The following is a 17,025-nucleotide window of genomic DNA, read 5'->3' on the forward strand; positions in this document are numbered from 1 at the left end:
GCCGGCGGCGGGCACGGGCGCTCACCGCCGGCCGGACAGGGACCTCAGTGACCCGTGGCGGCCGGGGGCGCGCGTCCCCGGAAGACCGGCGGCTCCGCCCCGGCGGGCGCCGGTTCGCGCGGCGTGGGCGGGAGGATCTGCCGGTGGCCGGGGGCGGGCGGCGAGGCGCCGCTTGCGGGGAGGGCCGGATCGGCCGTCGGTGAAGTCTCTTGGTGGGGGGCGGCGATGGCGTGCCGCGTCTCCGCCTGCGGCGAGGCGGGCTTGGTCGCCGCGGTGCCCGGCGCGCCGGCGGCGGCCCGTCCCCTGCCCACGGCCTGGTGGGCGGGCGGCGCCGGGGTCGCGCCGGTGCGCATCCCGATGCCGGGCCCGGCCGGCAGCGGCCAGGAGCCGGGGAAGACGACGAAGCCCAGCAGGCCCACGACGACCAGCGCGAAGCGGGCGATCCGCCCGGAGTCCCCTGCCGCCGGGACGTGCCCGTGACGACGGTCGCTCATGGTGCGTCCCCCCGTCCGTGGCCGGCAGTCACGGTCACGCTACCGGACTCCGGCGGCGGCGGGCGAACCTTTGAAGATCATTAAACATGAGAATGTGTCACATTCTGACCATCTGAAAAACTCCTGACTCACCGTTGACCGCCGGCAAAACAAGAATTAATTTCACATCGCCATCCACCCCTGGACGTAAGGAGTAGTCCATGGCACACGCAAGGCGCGTGATCACTGTGGGCGCGGCCGCCGCGGCCGCTCTCGCGATGATGGTCCCCCCCGCGTCGGCGTCCACCACCATCAGCGTCTACCCCTCCGGCACCCCCTACAGCGGAGGCGTCAAGGCCGAGCTGCTCGGCACCGCCACCGTCACCAGCTCGCTGGGGTCGGCCACCTGCAACGAGTCGGTGATGAACGGCACGATCAACTCCGACGGCTCCAACCTGACCATCACCTCCGCCTCGTTCAGCAACAGCGGCGGGAACTGCACCGGCATCATCAGCTCCGCCATCACCACCGAGAACCTGCCCTGGACCGGCGGCAACGCCACCTACAACCCCGTGGCCGGCGGCCGGGACGGCACCGTCACGATCGCCAACTTCCGGGCCAAGGCGACCCTGATCCTGGGCATCACCTGCACCTACGGCGGCAACCTGACCGCCAACGCCTACAACCCCAACAACCCCAACCGCCCGGTGCCCGGCGTCAACGAGGCCCAGGTCTCGGTGAGCGGCGCCACCATCAACAAGGTGTCCGGCGGCATCCTGTGCCCCTCGAGCGCCACGGTGAGCGCCACCTACAAGCTGACGACCTCCTCCGGCCAGTCGCTGCAGATGGGCAGCTGATCGGCTGACCGGTCACCAAGGTCGCACATAGCAGGCGGGCCGTCTCTCCCTGCCGGAATCAGGGAGAGGCGGCCCGCCTCCCGTTCTATCAGGTTCTCATCCCCGGCTCGGCGTCAGCAGCCCACCAGCTGGGCGGCCAGGAACGACTCCACCTGGCTGATGGCGATGCGCTCCTGCTTCATGGAGTCGCGCTCGCGGACGGTCACCGCGTCGTCTTCCAGGGTGTCGAAGTCGACGGTGATGCAGAACGGGGTGCCGATCTCGTCCTGGCGGCGGTAGCGGCGGCCGATCGCACCGGCGTCGTCGAACTCCACGTTCCAGTGCTTGCGCAGCCGGGCGGCCAGGTCACGGGCCTTGGGCGACAGGTCGGCGTTGCGCGACAGCGGCAGCACCGCGGCCTTGACCGGGGCCAGGCGCGGGTCGAGCCGCAGCACGGTGCGCTTTTCCAGCTTGCCCTTGGCGTTGGGCGCCTCGTCCTCGGCGTAGGCGTCCAGCAGGAACGTCAGCACGCAGCGGTCCACGCCCGCCGCCGGCTCGATGACGTACGGGATGTACCGCTCGCCCTTTTCCTGGTCGAAGTACGACAGGTCCTGGCCGCTGGCCTTGGCGTGGGTGGACAGGTCGAAGTCGGTGCGGTTGGCGATGCCCTCCAGCTCGCCCCACTCGGCGCCCACGAAGTCGAAGCGGTACTCGATGTCGACGGTGCGCTTGGAGTAGTGCGACAGCTTTTCGGCCGGGTGCTCATACAGCCGCAGGTTCTCCTTGCGGATGCCCAGGTCGACGTACCACTGCAGGCGCTGGTCGATCCAGTACTGGTGCCACTCCTCGTCGGTGCCGGGCTCGACGAAGAACTCCATCTCCATCTGCTCGAACTCGCGGGTGCGGAAGATGAAGTTCCCCGGGGTGATCTCGTTGCGGAACGACTTGCCGATCTGCCCGATGCCGAAGGGGATCTTGCGGCGGGACGACTGCTGGACGTTCATGAAGTTGATGAAGATGCCCTGCGCGGTCTCCGGCCGCAGGTAGGCCAGGCCGGAGGCGTCCTCCACCGGGCCCAGGAAGGTCTTGAGCAGCCCGTTGAACATCCGCGGCTCGGTGAAGGCGCCCTTGGTGCCGCAGTTGGGGCAGTTGACGTCGGCCAGGCCGCCGGCCGGCGGGCGGCCGTGCTTGGCCTGGTAGGCCTCCTCCAGGTGGTCGGCGCGGAAGCGCTTGTGGCAGGAGGTGCACTCGGTCAGCGGGTCCACGAACGCCTGCACATGGCCGCTGGCCTCCCAGACCTCGCGGGCCAGGATCACGCACGAGTCCAGGCCGACGACGTCCTCGCGGGACTGCACCATGGACTTCCACCACTGGCGCTTGACGTTGTTCTTCAGCTCGACGCCCAGCGGGCCGTAGTCCCAGGACGCGCGCAGGCCTCCGTAGATCTCACTCGACGGGTAGACCAGGCCCCGCCGCTTGGCGAGGCTGACGATGGTGTCCATCACGTCGGATCTGCGGGCCATGGGTCAAGTCTCCATCCGGCTGGCGGTCGGCGGGATTGTCTGGTAACGCCCGGCATCAGGCCAAAGCGGTCTCATCCCCGGTAACAACGGCGAAGCGGCGGGCCTTCCGCCCCAGGCGGTCACCCGGCCCGCGAGCCCCGTCAAGGTCTCCCAGCTTAGGGCACTCGGGCCGGCCGTATGACCGCGGCCGCGCCGCGTCCGGTCAGCGGGCGGCGATGATCTCGTAAGCCCCCGGTTCGTCGACGGCCAGCGCCGACAGCGGGATGAGCCGCATGCGCACCTGGGGAAGGCCGATGCCGCGCCGGTAGTGACCCGCGCCGTCCCACTCGGTGATCAGCGCCCACAGCGTGGGGTCGTCGACGGTGCGGCCGATCCGGCCGCTGCGGTATCCCGGCGCGCCGGCCAGCGCGTCCAGGATCGCGCCGAGCTCGGCGGCGAACGTCTCGGCCTGGGACTCGGGCACGCGGTACCGGGTTATCGCGATCACCCGGACATCTTCTCAGGACGCGCCCGCGACCGGCGCCGCCGCGCGGCGGGCCGAAGCGCTTGGCTCCCGTCACCGGGCGTGTTCGACTGTATGCGGCACCGTGTCGCATCCCCTCTCCGCGGCACAGCGGAGGTCCCCACATCCGGGAGGTCCGAATGAGCACCCGACGCGAGCCCCGTGCATCCGGGCTGCGCGAGACGATCGAGCGGCGCAGCGCCGTGCCCGTGGTGTTCCTGCACCGGCTGCCGGTCTGGATGCCGCTGCTGGCCGTCCTGGCCCTGCTGGCGGTGGGCATGGTGGGCACCGGGTGGCTCGCGGCGGCGGCGCTGGGGGCGCTGGCGGCGCTGCTGGCCTGGTTCGCCTACCTGAACTGGCCCGTACTCGGCCTCGGGGGGCGGATGCTGCGGGTCGCGGCGCTGGCCGTGCTGGTGGCGGCCGCGGTGCGCCGGATCATTGGGTGGTTTTGACAACCATTTTCATCTTCATCCACAATTGAGGGGTGTTCACCTTCCGTCCCCTGCGACGCGTCCTGTCGTCGGCCGCCTTGGCGGCCGTCCCGCTGCTGGCCGCCACCGCGTGCGGCGGCGGCTCCGCCTCCGGCGGCACCGAAGTGGTCGCAGGTCACTACCCCATGGCCTGGCTGAGCGAACAGGTCGGCGGCGAGGGGGTGACGGTCCGCACCCTGGCCAGGCCGGGCGCCGAGCCGCACGATGTGGAGCTGACCCCCCGGCAGATCGCCGACATCGGCCGGGCCGACCTGGTGGTCTACATCAAGGGCCTGCAGCCGGCCGTGGACAAGGCCGTCGGGGAACGCGCCGCAGACCGCGCCCTGGACGCCGCGTCCGCCGTGCGGACCCTGCCGCTCCCCGATACGGACGGGCACGAGCACGACCGAGACCACGATCACGAGCGGGGGGCCTCCTACGACCCCCACCTGTGGCTGGACCCCAGCCGGATGGCGGCCCTCGCCACCGCGCTGGGCGAACGGCTCGCCAAGGCCGATCCCGCGGGCGCCGCCGGCTACCGGGCCAACGCCGAGGCGACCGCCGAACGGCTCACCGCGCTGGATGAGGAGTTCCAGGCCGGCCTGCGCGGCTGCAAGCAGCGGACCATGGTCACCGCCCACGCCGCGTTCGGCTACCTGGCCGACCGCTACGGCCTCAGGCAGATCCCCATCGCCGGCATCGACCCCGCCGGCGAGCCCTCGCCCGGACGGCTGGCCGAGCTGACCGGCCAGGTCCGCCGCACCGGCGTGACCACCGTGTTCACCGAGACCCTGGTGAGCCCCAAGGTCGCCCAGACGCTGGCCCGCGAGGCCGGGGTGCGCACGGCCACGCTGGACCCGGTGGAGGGTTTGGCCGAGGGATCCGGCGATGACTACCTTTCGCTCATGCGCAAAAACCTGCAGACCCTGCGCACCGCACTGGAATGCCCATGACCGCCGTGAAACCGGACATCGCCGTCCCGCCCTTTGAGATGACCGGCGGACGGGTGCGCCTGGACGGGCGAGAGGTGCTGCGCGGCATCGATCTGCAGGTGGCGCCCGGCGAGGTGCTGGCCGTGATGGGCGCCAACGGCTCGGGCAAGTCCACGCTGGTGCGGGCCCTGCTGGGGCTGGTGCCGCTGGCGGCCGGCCGGACGCTGATCTACGGCTCGCCGCCGGGACGCTTCCGGGACTGGCACCGCATCGGGTATGTGCCGCAGCGGCTGCAGGTGGGCGGCGGGGTGCCCGCCACCGTCCGGGAGGTGGTGGCCTCCGGGCGGATCGCCCGGAGGCCCAGGCTGCGGCTGCTGCCCTCGGCGGCCGACCGGGCCGCGGTGCAGCGGGCGCTGGAGAAGGTCGGCCTGGCCGGCGTGGCCGACCGCCCGGCCCAGCACCTGTCGGGCGGCCAGCAGCAGCGGGTGCTGATCGCCCGCGCCCTGGCCGGGGAGCCCGACACCTTCGTCATGGACGAGCCCACCGCCGGGGTGGACGCCGCCAGCCAGGCCGCCCTCGCCGACACCCTGCGCGACCTGGTCCGCCAGGGCCGCACGGTGGTGCTGGTGATGCACGAGCTCGGCCCGCTGGAACCGCTGATCAGCCGGGCCGTGGTACTGGAGGGCGGGCGCATCGTCCACGACGGCGCGCCGCCGCAGCCCGAGGGCGAGTGCGCCCGGCCCGGCCACCGGCACCTGCACCCGCACGCCCACCGCGACCGGCCGACCATCTGGGACACCGCTTGATCAACCCACTGCAGTACGACTTCATGCGCATCGCCCTGGCGCTGGCGGTGCTCATCGGGCTGACCGCCCCGGCGATCGGCACGTTCATCGTCCAGCGGCGGCTGGCGCTGCTGGGGGACGGGATCGGGCACATCGCGCTGACCGGCATCGGGCTGGGCCTGCTCACCGGATCCTCCCCCGTGCTGGGCGCGCTGGCGATCTCGGTGCTGGGCGCGGCCGCCATCGAGGTGCTGCGCGCCCGCAGCCGCACCGGCGGGGACGTGGCGCTGGCCCTGCTGTTCTACGGCGGGCTGGCCGGCGGGGTGCTGCTGACCAGCCGGGCCGGCGGCGGGGCGGGCCTGCAGTCGTATCTGTTCGGCTCGATCACCAGCGTCACCGAGCGCGACCTGTACCTGGTGGCCGTGCTGGCGGCGGGCGTGCTGGCGGTGGTGGTGCTCTTCGGGCGGGAGCTGTTCCTGCTGTGCCAGGACGAGGAGCTGGCCCGCGCCAGCGGGCTGCCGGCCCGCGCGCTGAGCCTGCTGATCGCGGTGACCGCCGCGGTCACCGTGGTGATCGCCATGCGGGCCATCGGGCTGCTGCTGGTCAGCGCGCTGATGGTGGTCCCGGTGGCGGCCGCCCAGCAGCTCACCCGCGGGTTCCGCGACACCATGCTGGCGGCCATGGGCATCGGCGTGCTGTCGGCGGTCTCGGGGCTGCTCGGCGCCTTCCAGTACGACCTCCCGCCCGGCCCGTCGATCGTGCTGCTGGCGCTGGCGGTGTACCTGACGCTGGTGCTGTGGCGGGTGATCGGGGAACCGGCGCTGCGCCGTCGTACACTGCCTTCCGGCCCTGATGAGGCGACCGCCGACGCGGAGGTGCGAGGATGACGGCCCGCCGGGACGGGACGCGAAGCAGGTCGAGTGCCCGCCGGGACGCGGTGCGCGCCATGCTGGCCCGCAGCGAGGGCTTCCGCAGCGCCCAGGACATCTACGCCGACCTGCGCGCCGGCGGCTCCAAGATCGGGCTGACCACGGTCTACCGGGCGCTGCAGGCCATGAGCGAGGCCGGCCAGGTCGATGTGCTGCGCACCGCCGACGGCGAGGCGGTCTACCGGGCCTGCCGCACCGACGAGCACCACCACCACCTGGTGTGCCGCCGGTGCGGCCACACGGTGGAGGTCGCCGGTCCCGCCGTGGAGCGCTGGGCCGAGGCCATCGGCGCCCAGTACGGCTTCACCGACATCACCCACACCGTCGAGGTCTTCGGCACCTGCGGCGACTGCGCGGGCACGGCCGACAAGAAGGACGAGGAGAGGACCGACGAGAAGGCCGACTGACCCGCCCGCGCAAGGCCGGGGCACCGCGGCCCGGCTCAGGAGGTCTTCACCGGTACCGGGTTGGGCTCGGCGCCGCCGTAGCGGCGGTCACGGGTGGCGTAGATCTCGCAGGCCTGCCACAGGTGCCGGCGGTCGAAGTCGGGCCACAGCACGTCCTGGAAGACGAACTCCGCATAGGCCGACTGCCACAGCAGGAAGTTGGACAGGCGCTGCTCCCCCGAGGGCCGCAGGAACAGGTCCACCTCCGGCACCTCGGGACGGTACAGGTAGCGGGCGAACACCTTCTCGTTGATCTTGTCGGGGTTGAGCTTGCCGGCGGCCACGTCGCGGGCGATGGCGGCGGCGGCGTCGGTGATCTCGGCCCGCCCGCCGTAGTTGACGCAGAACTGCAGCGTCAGCACGTCGTTGTCGGCGGTCAGCCGCTCGGCCTCCTCCAGCTCCTTGATCACGCTGCGCCACAGCCGGGGCCTGCGGCCCGCCCAGCGCACCCGCACCCCCATCGAATGCAGCTGGTCGCGGCGGCGGCGGATCACATCCCGGTTGAAGCCCATCAGGAAGCGCACCTCCTCCGGGGAGCGCTTCCAGTTCTCGGTGGAGAACGCATAGGCCGACAGGTAGGGGATGCCCAGCTCGATCGCGCCCATGATCACGTCGAAGAGGGAGTGCTCCCCCATCTTGTGCCCCTCGGTGCGCGGCAGCCCGCGCTGCTTGGCCCAGCGTCCGTTGCCGTCCATCACGATGGCCACGTGCCGGGGCACGAGCTCTTTGGGGATGGCCGGCGGCCGGGCCCCGCTGGGGTGGGGATATGGCGGCTGGACGGCCCTGTTCAAACCGTTGTCTCCTCGTTCATGACGGCCGGGTCGGGATCGACCCCTGCGGTGTCTCCTTCGAGCCCTCGTTCGACATGGCGCAGCGAGCGGATCCCGTGCTCCAGGTGCCACTGCAGGTAGGCGGCCACCAGTCCGCTGCACTCCACGCGGTGGCGCATCTGGCTGGCGTCGGCGCGCTCCCAGTCGCCCCGCAGCAGCGCCACCATCAGCTCCAGCGTCTGCGGCGCCGGGGTGGCGGCCCCGGGCTGGCGGCAGGCGCCGCACAGCGCCCCGCCGGCGGCGATGGCGAACACCCGCAGCCGCCCCCGGGAGCCGCAGCGGGCGCACTCGTCCAGGGCCGGCGCCCAGCCCGCCACCGACAGCGACCGCAGCAGATAGGCGTCCAGCACCAGCCGGGGGTCGTGGGAGCGGTCCACCAGGGTGCGCAGCCCGCCCAGCAGCAGCAGGAACTGCCGCAGCGCGGGCTCTTTCTCCTCGGCGGTCAGCTTCTCGGCGGTCTCCAGCATCGCCACCCCGGCCGTATAGCGGGGATAGTCGGTGACCAGAGGTTCCCCGTAGGGGCGCAGCGTCTCGGCCTGGGTGATCAGATCCAGCGAGCGCCGCTCATAAAACTGCAGGTCCACATGGGTGAACGGCTCCAGCCGGGCGCCGAACTTCGACCTGGTGCGGCGCACTCCCTTGGCGGCGGCGCGGATCCGTCCACTGCGCCGGGTCAGCACCGTGACGATGCGGTCGGCCTCGCCCAGCTTCTGGGTGCGCAGCACGATTCCTTCGTCACGGTAGAGGGTCACCCTGGCATTGTCCCGCATGTGGCGGGGCGGTACGAAAAGGACCGGCCGGCCGGTCCCCCGGTGAGGGGAGGTGACGGTGAGTGACCGGATCCGGCCTGCCGGACCTGGCCGACTCCGTGGTCTGAATCACATTCGGCTGGCAGCGTGGCTGCATGAGATGCACCATCGTCCCACCGCACATCCTGGACCGCCTGGCCCGCGACGCCCGTGACCCCGCGCTGCGCGACATGGCGCGCCGCACCCTCGTCCTGTCGGCCACCCACCGGGTGGAGCGGCGGACCCTCACGGTCGCCCCGCCCCAGCCGCAGGAGGACTTCGTCCCCAACCGGACGATCCACGACGCCGCCACCCGCGAGGAGCTGCCCGGCAAGGTCGTGCGCTCCGAAGGCGACGGCCCCACCGGAGATGAGGCCGTGGACCAAAGCTACGAGTGGCTGGGGGTGACCTTCGACTTCTTCGAGGCCGTCTACCGGCGCAACTCCATCGACGGCGCCGGGCTGCCCCTGGTCAGCACCGTCCACTACGGCCTGGACTACGCCAACGCCTTCTGGAACGGCGAGCAGATGGTCTACGGGGACGGCGACGGGGAGATCTTCACCGGCTTCACCGGACCGCTGGAGGTCACCGGGCATGAGCTGGTGCACGGCATCACCCAGTACACCGCGGACCTGGAGTACTTCGGCCAGTCCGGGGCGCTGAACGAGTCGATGTCGGATGTGTTCGGGGTGCTGGTCAAGCAGTGGCACCTGGGGCAGACCGTCGAGGAGGCCGACTGGATCATCGGCGCGGGCCTGCTGGCCGAGGGGGTCAACGGGGTGGGGCTGCGTTCGATGAAGGAGCCCGGCACCGCCTACGACGACCCGCGCATCGGCAAGGACCCGCAGCCGGGGCACATGGACGACTACGTGCACACCTACCGGGACAACGGCGGCGTCCACATCAACTCCGGCATCCCCAACCGGGCCTTCTACCTGGCGGCGGCCGAGCTGGGCGGCCATGCGTGGGAGAAGGCCGGCCGGATCTGGTACGAGACGCTCACCGGACCGGCGATGAGCCCGACCATCGAATTCTCCGGGTTCGCCACGGCTACGATCGAAACGGCCGAACGCCTCTATGGCGCCGCGAGCGCCGAGGCCGAGGCCGTCAGGCAGGCATGGGACGGGGTAGGCGTGCGAATTTGAAAGTGACCGTGGTCCGCAGCGGCGGCTTTGCCGGAATCCAACGGCGCGGCCAGTCCGACACCGCTTCCGATCCGGTGTTGCGCGAGCTGGTCGCACGGGTCGACCTGGGGCGGCTGCCGCCCCCGGGGCGCATTCCCGATCAGTTCGTCTATGAGATCGACATCGACGGGCAGGTCACCACGGTCGGCGAGGCCCAGCTGACCGGGCCGCTGCGCGAGCTGGTCCACCACGTCCTCGGCCACCCGGCCTAGCGGGGGATTTCGGCGAGGCCGGCGTTCACGGCGAAGGCTCCGGCCCTGAGGTCGTCACGGCCGGAGCCTTCGCTTCCGCCAGGCGTGGTGTCACCACCGCCTGGCAGGGCCTGTGTCCCGGCGGCACCGGCCGCCGGGGGAATCGCCGTGGGTCGTCAGGCGGTGCGGGCGGCGCGGTTGACCGCCGACAGCACGCCCTTCAGGGACGCGGTCACCGTGTTGGCGTCGATGCCGACCCCCCACAGTACCCGTCCGCCGATCTCGCACTCGATGTAGGCGGCGGCCTTGGCGTCGCTGCCGGAGCTGAGGGCGTGCTCGGCGTAGTCCAGCACCCGCACGTCGATGCCGACGGTGCCCAGGGCGTCCACGAACGCCGAGATCGGGCCGTTGCCGACGCCTTCGATCTCGCGGATCTCCCCATCCAGCCGCACGTCGCAGGTCAGGTGGTCCTTTTCGTCCACCCGGGAGGAGGTGCGGTGGGCCAGCAGCCCGATGCGCGGCCCGCTGGACAGGTACTCGCGCTCGAAGATCTGCCACATCTGCTCGGGGGTGACCTCGCCGCCCTCGGTGTCGGTGTGCTGCTGCACCACCCGGGAGAACTCGATCTGCAGCTTGCGGGGCAGATCCAGGGCGTGCTCGGTCTTCATGATGTAGGCCACGCCGCCCTTGCCGGACTGGCTGTTGACCCGGATCACCGCCTCGTAGGTGCGGCCCACGTCCTTGGGGTCGATGGGCAGGTAGGGCATCTGCCAGCGGTACTGGTCCACCGGCACCCCGGCCTCGGCGGCGTCCCGCTCCAGCGCCGCGAAGCCCTTGTTGATGGCGTCCTGGTGGGAGCCGGAGAAGGAGGTGTAGACCAGGTCGCCGGCGTACGGGTGCCGCTCGTGCACCGGCAGCTGGTTGCAGTACTCGACGGTGCGGCGGATCTCGTCGATGTCGGAGAAGTCGATCTGCGGGTCGATGCCCTGGGAGTACAGGTTCATGCCCAGGGTGACCAGGCAGACGTTGCCGGTCCGCTCGCCGTTGCCGAACAGGCAGCCCTCCACCCGGTCGGCGCCGGCCATCACCGCCAGCTCGGCGGAGGCCACCGCGGTGCCCCGGTCGTTGTGCGGGTGCACCGACAGGCAGACATGCTCGCGCCGCGACAGGTTGCGGCTCATCCACTCGACCTGGTCGGCGTAGACGTTGGGGGTGGAGCGCTCGATGGTGGACGGCAGGTTCAGGATGATCTCCCGGTCGGGGCCGGGCTGCCAGACGTCCATCACCGCTTCGCACACTTCCAGCGCGAAGTCCAGCTCGGTGTCGATGAAGATCTCCGGCGAGTACTCGTAGCCGAAGTCGCAGTCGCCCAGGTACTGCTCGGCGAACTTCATCACATGCCGGGTGCCCTCGACCGCCAGCGCCTTGCACTCGTCGCGGCCGATGCCGAACACCACCCGGCGGAACAGCGGAGCGGTGGCGTTGTACAGGTGCACGGTCGCCCGGGGCGCCCCCACCAGCGACTGCACGGTGCGCTCGATCAGCTCCTCACGGGCCTGAGTCAGCACCGAGATCTGCACATCGTCGGGGATGTGGTCCTCTTCGATCAGCAGCCGCACGAAGTCGAAGTCGGTCTGGCTGGCCGCCGGGAAGCCGACCTCGATCTCCTTGTAGCCCATCCGCACCAGCAGCTGGAACATCTTCAGCTTGCGGGCGGGGTCCATCGGGTCGATCAGCGCCTGGTTGCCGTCCCGCAGGTCGGTGGACAGCCAGCGCGGCGCCTGCGTGATCGTCTTGTTGGGCCAGGTGCGGTCCGGCAGATCGACCGGGGGGAAGGGACGGTAGCGGTGGAAGGGCATCCCACTGGGCTGCTGCTTGGGCTTCATGAAGGTGCTTCCCTCTGCTCGGACTTCCTTGGCGGTCGACACACGTCAAAATCCCGCAGCGAGGGAGCCGACCTTTTCTTCCGTCACAGGCCCCCGCTGCGGCCGCTAAGGAGGAGCAGCCCACGGGACATGCACCTCAAGGTACCCGATGACGCGTGTGTTACGGGCATCGGTCCCGCGATGTGAGACAACTCATGGGGCTGATGGTTCCCGGGCCGCGCATGCGGGCCGGCCGGCGCGAACCCCGTTCACGCCGGCCGGCCGTCCTGCGGGCGGATCTTTAGCGGGCCTTCAGACCGCCAGCAGGCGTTTGACCTCCTCATCGCGCAGGTCATCGGCGGTGCCCGTGCGCTGCACCATGCCGCCGTCCAGGATCACGAAGCCGTCGGCCAGCCGCAGCGCCAGCTCCAGGTACTGCTCCACCAGCAGCACCGCCAGGCCCTTTTCCTTGTGCAACCGTTCGATGGCCTCCTCGATCTCCTGCACGATGGAGGGCTGGATGCCCTCGGTGGGCTCGTCCAGGATCAGCATCCGCGGCCGGGTGACCAGCGCCCGGGCGATGGCCAGCTGCTGCTGCTGGCCGCCGGACAGAAAGCCCGCCCGCCGCTTGAGCATCTCCTTCAGCCGGGGGAAGACCTCCAGGGCCTCGTCCACGGCCGTCTTGTCCTTGTGCTTGGTGGCCTCCAGCGTGACCTGGAGGTTCTCGGCCACGGTGAGCTGGGGGAAGGTCTCGTGCCCCTGGGGGACGTAGCCCATGCCCAGCCGCACCCGCTCGTAGGTGGGCAGCCTGGTGACGTCCCTGCCGTCGAAGACGACCTTGCCGGCGGTGGGGGTGAGCACGCCCATGATGGAGTTCAGCAGCGTGGTCTTGCCGACCCCGTTGCGTCCCATCACGCACATCAGCTGCCCCGGTTCGACCGCCAGGTCGATGCCGAACAGCACCCGCGCCCGCCCGTAGGCCGCCTCCAGTCCGGTGACCTGCAGCATCACATCCGCCCCCGATCGCCTCCAGCGCGCCCGCTCACGCGGCCGCCTCCTTGCCGGACCGGCCCAGGTAGACCTCCTGGACCCGGGGGTCGGCGCTCACCTGGGCGACGTCCCCCTCGACCAGCACCTTTCCCTCGTGCAGGACGGTGACCTGCGAAGCGTAACGGCGCAGAAACTCCATGTCGTGTTCCACCACGATCACGGTGTGGTCCTTGGCGATCTCGGTGAGCAGCCGGCCGGTGCGCTCGCGTTCGTCCCGGCTCATGCCGGCCACCGGTTCGTCCAGCAGCAGCAGCTTGGGACGCTGGGCGAGCAGCATGCCGATCTCCAGCCACTGCCGCTGGCCGTGGGAGAGCACCCCGGCGGGCCGGTCGGCCAGCTCGGTCAGCCCGATGGTCTCCAGGGCCTGGGCGACGACCTCGTCGACGCCGCGCCGCTGCCGCAGCAGCGAGCGCAGCGGGCGGCGGAAGGAGGCGGCCAGGTCCAGGTTCTCCACCACCGTCAGCTCCTCGAACACCACCGAGGTCTGGAAGGTGCGGCCGATGCCCAGCCGGACGATCTTGTGCTCCTTGCGGCCCACCAGCTCGACGCCGCCGAACTTCACCGAGCCGGCGGCCGGGCGGGTCAGCCCGGTGATCACGTCGATCAGGGTGGTCTTGCCCGCCCCGTTGGGGCCGATCAGAAAGCGCAGCTCGCCCTTGCCGACGGTCAGGTCGACCCCGTCCAGGGCCCGGAAGCCGTCGAAGACGACCTGCAGTCCCCGGATCCGCAGCAGCTCCTCGGCGGGCCCGGGCGCCTTGCCCTGCTCGCTCATGCCGGCACCTCCTCCTTGAGCGAGGCCGGGGACTTCTCCTGGTGCGGGGCCGGGACGCTGCGGCGGCGGGCGACGGCGTCCTTGATCTGCTGGTAGACGCCGATGGCGCCCTTGGGGGCCAGCGTCATGACCCCGATGAACAGCGCGCCCTGCAGGTAGAGCCAGCCGCCGGCCCACTCCTCGCTGAAGGCGGTCTTGCCGTAGTTCATGACGATGGCGCCCAGGATCGCCCCGGCCAGCGCGTACCGGCCGCCGATCGCCACCGCCACCACCAGCTCCAGGGACGGGACGACGCCCAGCAGCGAGGGGGAGATGATCCCGGCCACCGGCACGAACAGCGCGCCGGCCAGCCCCGCCATGCCCGCCGAGATCGCGAAGGTGATGGTCTTGACCGTGGCCGGGTTGTAGCCCAAAAAGCGCACCCGGTCCTCCCCGTCGCGCACCGCGATCAGCAGCCGGCCGAAACGGCTCTTGACCAGTTGCCGGGCCAGCAGGTACAGCACGCCCAGCACCACGGCGGTGACGAAGTACAGGCCGCGCTGGGTGCTCTCGGCCTCCAGCTCGAAGCCGAAGAAGTCATAGAAGTTGGTCAGCCCGTTGGTGCCGCCGGTCAGGCCCTGCTGGCCGACCAGCAGGATCACGAACGCGGCGGCCAGCGCCTGAGAGAGGATGGCGAAGTAGGCGCCGCGCACCCGCTGGCGGAACACCAGCGCCCCCAGCAGCGCGGCCACCGTCACCGGCAGCACCACCACCGCGGCCAGCGCGATCACCGGGTTGCGGAACGGCGCCCACAGCGCCGGCAGCTCCTCCACCCCGCTCCAGACCATGAAGTCCGGCAACTCGCCGCCGGCGTCGTGGAGCTTGAGGTACATGCCCATCGCATAGCCGCCGAGCCCGAAGAACACCCCCTGGCCCAGCGTCAGCATGCCGCCCTGGCCCCAGGCCAGGCCGATGCCGAGCGCGGCGATGGCAAAGCACAGGTACTTGGCCAGCTCGTCCAGGCGGAAGCCCGGCAGCGCCAGCGGCGCCACCACCAGCAGCAACGCCGAGACGGCGGCGAACATCGCATATCCGCGCAGTTTGTCGTTCATGATCCGGCTCATGTCAGGGCCCTGCTGCGAAGGACGAACATGCCTTGTGGGCGCAGTTGCAGGAAGGCGACGATCGCGGCGAACACGATGACCTTGGCCAGGCTGGCGTTGGTCCAGAACTCGGCGAAGGAGTTGAGCATGCCCAGCGCCAGCGCGGCCAGCACCGCGCCGCGCAGCTGCCCGAGCCCGCCGACCACCACGACCAGGAACGCGTCGACGATGTAGTAGGTGCCCAGGGACGGTCCGACCGGGCCGATCAGGGTGAGCGCCACCCCGGCGACCCCGGCCAGCCCCGAGCCGATGAAGAAGGTGAGCTGGTCCACCCGGCCGGTGGCGACCCCGCTGCAGGCGGCCAGCCGGCGGTTCTGCATGACCGCGCGCATCCGGCGGCCCTGGGCCGAGCGGTTCATGTAGAGCCAGATGCCGACCACGCACACGGCCGCCAGCGCCATGATGAACAGCCGGTTGTAGGGGATGACGGTGCCGCCGATGTGCACTCCGCCGCTCAGCCAGGTGGGGGCGACGACCTGCACGTTGGGGGCGCCGAAGATGTCGCGGGCGGCCTGCTGGAGCACCAGGCTCACCCCCCAGGTCAGCAGCAGAGTGTCCAGCGGCCGGCCGTAAAAGTGCCGGATCGCGGCGCGTTCGAGCACCCAGCCCATCGCGCCGGCCAGCGCGAACGCCACCGGCAGCGCGACGGCCGCGGCCTGGGTGCCGGCCCAGTCCTGCAGCATGTAGGCCGTGTAGGCCCCGACCATGATGAACTCGCCGTGGGCCATGTTGATCACGCCCATCTGGCCGAACGTGAACGTCAGTCCCAGCGCGATCAGCAGCAGCACCGCCCCGATGCTCAGCCCGATCGGCAACTGGTTGAGCAGGTTTTCCAACAGCCGCCTCCTCGTGTGCCCGCCTTCCCCGAGAAGGCGGCGTCCGCCCCGTTGCGCACGCCGCCCGTTGCTCGGCCGTCCGGCGTTATGACAGGCCCTTGGCCCAGGGGTAGTTCTTCAGGTAGGGGTCCGGCTTGATCGGCTCTCCGGAGTTCCAGACCTCCTTGATCAGGCCGTCGGGCTGGATGACGCCGATGCGCGCGGTCTTGTACATGTGCTGGTTGTCGCCGTCGATGGTGACCTTGCCCTCGGGCAGCTCCAGCGAGATCCCGGCGGCGGCCTTCTTGACCGCCTCGACCTCGGTGGTGCCGGCCTTCTCGACCGCGGCGGCCCACAGGTGGACGGCGTTGTAGCCGGCCTGCATCGGGTCGGAGGTCACCGCGCCCTTGTGACGGGCCTGGAAGTTCTTGACGAACTCGGCGTTCTTCTCGCCCTCGGTGGTCTGGTAGTAGTTCCAGGCCACCAGGTGGCCGACGATGTTGTCGACACCGATGCCCTTGACCTCTTCTTCGGCGATGCTCACCGACATGACCGGGATGTCCTTGGCGGTGATGCCGGCGCTCTTGAGCTGCTTGAAGAAGGCCACGTTGCTGTCGCCGTTGAGGGTGTTGAACACCGCGTCCGGCTTGGCGGCCACGATCTTGTTGACCAGCGTGCTGTATTCGGTGTGCCCGAGCGGGGTGTACTCCTCGCCCAGAATTTCCATGTCATTGGCCGCCGCGTACGCCTTGATGATTTTGTTGGCGGTGCGCGGGAAGACGTAGTCGCTGCCGACCAGGAAGATGCGCTTCTTGCCCTTTTCCTTGAGGTAGTCCAGGCCCGGCACGATTTGCTGGTTGGTGGTGGCGCCGGTGTAGAAGATATAGGGCGAGCTCTCCAGGCCCTCGTATTGCACGGGGTACCACAACAGGGCCTTGTTGCGTTCGAAGACCGGGAGCATGGCCTTGCGGCTGGCCGAGGTCCAGCCGCCGAACACGGCCGCGACCTTGTCCTGCCTGATGAGCTTCTGGGCCTTCTGGGCGAAGGTCGGCCAGTCGGAGGCGCCGTCCTCCTGGACCACCTCCAATTTCTTGCCCAGCAGCCCGCCGGCGGCGTTGATCTCGTCGACGGCCATCTTCTCGGCATTGGCCACCGTCACCTCGCTGATGGCCATCGTGCCGCTCAGCGAGTGCAGAATGCCGACCTTGATCGTGTCGCCGTCCCCGGACCCTCCGCTGGAATTATCCGAATCGCCGCAGCCGACGAGCAGTGCGGCCGGCAAGACGGCGAGGGCAGCCCAATAACGCAGGGATCTTTTGCGCAACTATCCGCTCCTTGTGACCGAGGTCCCGGTTTTCCCTCTGCCAAGTCTGGAGCGCGATATTTCCGCGGACCACCCGCTACGTTAAGAATGCTTTACCAACTTCTCACCGCGCTTTCGGACGTTCGTGATGGGCTTGCCGCCCCGTCCGAAACGCGCTGACCTGGGCGT

General features: G+C 70.4%; 19 protein-coding genes. 8 read left to right on the forward strand and 11 right to left on the reverse strand.

The window, feature by feature from the left end; translation table 11 throughout:
* Positions 1–44: 44 nt before the first annotated feature.
* Positions 45–494, reverse strand: a complete 450-nt coding sequence (locus BUE48_RS16020) for a hypothetical protein (protein WP_012853545.1) — start codon at positions 492–494, stop codon at positions 45–47.
* Between the two features lie 200 nt (positions 495–694).
* On the opposite strand from BUE48_RS16020, the gene BUE48_RS16025 reads away from it, so the two are divergent.
* Positions 695–1,330, forward strand: a complete 636-nt coding sequence (locus BUE48_RS16025; protein WP_286990381.1) for a PraA/PraB family alkane oxidation protein activator — start codon at positions 695–697, stop codon at positions 1,328–1,330.
* Positions 1,331–1,443: 113 nt separating this feature from the next.
* Here the strand turns inward: BUE48_RS16025 and BUE48_RS16030 are convergent, their stop codons facing one another.
* A complete protein-coding gene (locus BUE48_RS16030; RefSeq protein ID WP_012853547.1) occupies positions 1,444–2,832 on the reverse strand; it encodes a glycine--tRNA ligase in 1,389 nt (462 codons plus the stop codon).
* Between the two features lie 202 nt (positions 2,833–3,034).
* A complete protein-coding gene (locus BUE48_RS16035; protein WP_012853548.1) occupies positions 3,035–3,319 on the reverse strand; it encodes an antibiotic biosynthesis monooxygenase family protein in 285 nt (94 codons plus the stop codon).
* 155 nt (positions 3,320–3,474) lie between these two features.
* Here BUE48_RS16035 and BUE48_RS16040 point away from each other — a divergent pair, with 155 nt between their 5' ends.
* Genes BUE48_RS16040 through BUE48_RS16060 form a run of 5 tightly spaced genes read left to right on the forward strand, consistent with a single transcriptional unit; the run spans position 3,475 to position 6,857 of the window.
* Complete coding sequence (locus BUE48_RS16040; protein ID WP_286990382.1) at positions 3,475–3,786, forward strand: DUF6703 family protein; 312 nt, start codon at positions 3,475–3,477, stop codon at positions 3,784–3,786.
* A gap of 32 nt (positions 3,787–3,818) precedes the next feature.
* Positions 3,819–4,757, forward strand: coding sequence for a metal ABC transporter substrate-binding protein (locus BUE48_RS16045; protein ID WP_012853550.1), 939 nt, complete (start codon positions 3,819–3,821; stop codon positions 4,755–4,757).
* Positions 4,754–5,542 carry a metal ABC transporter ATP-binding protein gene (locus BUE48_RS16050; protein WP_012853551.1) on the forward strand — a complete coding sequence of 263 codons (789 nt, stop codon included), beginning with the start codon at positions 4,754–4,756 and terminating at the stop codon, positions 5,540–5,542. Before BUE48_RS16045 ends, BUE48_RS16050 begins: the two co-directional genes overlap by 4 nt.
* Positions 5,539–6,408, forward strand: coding sequence for a metal ABC transporter permease (locus BUE48_RS16055; protein WP_012853552.1), 870 nt, complete (start codon positions 5,539–5,541; stop codon positions 6,406–6,408). The genes BUE48_RS16050 and BUE48_RS16055 overlap by 4 nt, the downstream gene beginning before the upstream one ends.
* Positions 6,405–6,857 (forward strand): Fur family transcriptional regulator, encoded by a 453-nt coding sequence (locus tag BUE48_RS16060; protein ID WP_012853553.1) that lies wholly within the window; start codon positions 6,405–6,407, stop codon positions 6,855–6,857. The genes BUE48_RS16055 and BUE48_RS16060 overlap by 4 nt, the downstream gene beginning before the upstream one ends.
* 35 nt (positions 6,858–6,892) lie before the next feature.
* Here BUE48_RS16060 and BUE48_RS16065 read toward each other — a convergent pair whose 3' ends face one another.
* Positions 6,893–7,687, reverse strand: a complete 795-nt coding sequence (locus tag BUE48_RS16065; RefSeq protein WP_012853554.1) for an isoprenyl transferase — start codon at positions 7,685–7,687, stop codon at positions 6,893–6,895.
* Complete coding sequence (gene recO, locus BUE48_RS16070; RefSeq protein ID WP_052305528.1) at positions 7,684–8,478, reverse strand: DNA repair protein RecO; 795 nt, start codon at positions 8,476–8,478, stop codon at positions 7,684–7,686. The genes BUE48_RS16065 and recO overlap by 4 nt, the downstream gene beginning before the upstream one ends.
* Positions 8,479–8,630: 152 nt before the next feature.
* Between recO and BUE48_RS16075 the strand changes: the two genes are divergently transcribed.
* Both BUE48_RS16075 and BUE48_RS24515 read left to right on the forward strand, forming a co-directional pair.
* On the forward strand, positions 8,631–9,659 hold the full coding sequence (locus tag BUE48_RS16075; protein ID WP_012853556.1) for a M4 family metallopeptidase: 1,029 nt from the start codon (positions 8,631–8,633) through the stop codon (positions 9,657–9,659).
* Entirely contained in the window at positions 9,632–9,910 is a 279-nt protein-coding gene (locus tag BUE48_RS24515; RefSeq protein ID WP_012853557.1) for a protealysin inhibitor emfourin, read from the forward strand. The genes BUE48_RS16075 and BUE48_RS24515 overlap by 28 nt, the downstream gene beginning before the upstream one ends.
* Positions 9,911–10,065: 155 nt before the next feature.
* On the opposite strand, the gene leuA is transcribed toward BUE48_RS24515, so the two are convergent.
* The 6 genes from leuA to urtA form a co-directional block, all read right to left on the reverse strand.
* Entirely contained in the window at positions 10,066–11,775 is a 1,710-nt protein-coding gene (gene leuA, locus BUE48_RS16085; RefSeq protein WP_012853558.1) for a 2-isopropylmalate synthase, read from the reverse strand.
* A 291-nt stretch (positions 11,776–12,066) separates the two neighbouring features.
* A complete protein-coding gene (gene urtE, locus BUE48_RS16090; RefSeq protein ID WP_286990388.1) occupies positions 12,067–12,762 on the reverse strand; it encodes an urea ABC transporter ATP-binding subunit UrtE in 696 nt (231 codons plus the stop codon).
* A 34-nt stretch (positions 12,763–12,796) separates the two neighbouring features.
* Positions 12,797–13,576: an urea ABC transporter ATP-binding protein UrtD gene (gene urtD, locus BUE48_RS16095; protein WP_012853560.1), complete on the reverse strand. Its 780-nt coding sequence runs from the start codon at positions 13,574–13,576 to the stop codon at positions 12,797–12,799.
* Positions 13,573–14,667 carry an urea ABC transporter permease subunit UrtC gene (urtC, locus tag BUE48_RS16100; RefSeq protein ID WP_041439867.1) on the reverse strand — a complete coding sequence of 365 codons (1,095 nt, stop codon included), beginning with the start codon at positions 14,665–14,667 and terminating at the stop codon, positions 13,573–13,575. The genes urtD and urtC overlap by 4 nt, the downstream gene beginning before the upstream one ends.
* Positions 14,668–14,675: 8 nt before the next feature.
* Positions 14,676–15,554, reverse strand: coding sequence for an urea ABC transporter permease subunit UrtB (gene urtB / locus BUE48_RS16105; protein ID WP_012853562.1), 879 nt, complete (start codon positions 15,552–15,554; stop codon positions 14,676–14,678).
* Between the two features lie 85 nt (positions 15,555–15,639).
* The gene (gene urtA / locus BUE48_RS16110; protein WP_012853563.1) at positions 15,640–16,857 is read right to left on the reverse strand and encodes an urea ABC transporter substrate-binding protein; all 1,218 of its coding nucleotides are present in this window, start codon (positions 16,855–16,857) and stop codon (positions 15,640–15,642) included.
* Positions 16,858–17,025 lie beyond the last annotated feature (168 nt).

Source organism: Thermomonospora sp. CIF 1 (assembly GCF_001896795.1).
Lineage (GTDB): Bacteria > Actinomycetota > Actinomycetes > Streptosporangiales > Streptosporangiaceae > Thermomonospora > Thermomonospora curvata.

Coding starts and splice junctions, on each gene's coding strand:
- BUE48_RS16050 (WP_012853551.1), top strand. CDS start 4,754: ATGACCGCCGTGAAACCGGACATCGCCGTCCCGCCCTTTGAGATGACC.
- BUE48_RS16040 (WP_286990382.1), top strand. CDS start 3,475: ATGAGCACCCGACGCGAGCCCCGTGCATCCGGGCTGCGCGAGACGATC.
- leuA (WP_012853558.1), bottom strand. CDS start 11,775: ATGAAGCCCAAGCAGCAGCCCAGTGGGATGCCCTTCCACCGCTACCGT.
- BUE48_RS16025 (WP_286990381.1), top strand. CDS start 695: ATGGCACACGCAAGGCGCGTGATCACTGTGGGCGCGGCCGCCGCGGCC.
- urtE (WP_286990388.1), bottom strand. CDS start 12,762: ATGCTGCAGGTCACCGGACTGGAGGCGGCCTACGGGCGGGCGCGGGTG.
- urtC (WP_041439867.1), bottom strand. CDS start 14,667: ATGAACGACAAACTGCGCGGATATGCGATGTTCGCCGCCGTCTCGGCG.
- BUE48_RS16020 (WP_012853545.1), bottom strand. CDS start 494: ATGAGCGACCGTCGTCACGGGCACGTCCCGGCGGCAGGGGACTCCGGG.
- urtD (WP_012853560.1), bottom strand. CDS start 13,576: ATGAGCGAGCAGGGCAAGGCGCCCGGGCCCGCCGAGGAGCTGCTGCGG.
- BUE48_RS24515 (WP_012853557.1), top strand. CDS start 9,632: ATGGGACGGGGTAGGCGTGCGAATTTGAAAGTGACCGTGGTCCGCAGC.
- BUE48_RS16075 (WP_012853556.1), top strand. CDS start 8,631: ATGAGATGCACCATCGTCCCACCGCACATCCTGGACCGCCTGGCCCGC.
- BUE48_RS16060 (WP_012853553.1), top strand. CDS start 6,405: ATGACGGCCCGCCGGGACGGGACGCGAAGCAGGTCGAGTGCCCGCCGG.
- BUE48_RS16030 (WP_012853547.1), bottom strand. CDS start 2,832: ATGGCCCGCAGATCCGACGTGATGGACACCATCGTCAGCCTCGCCAAG.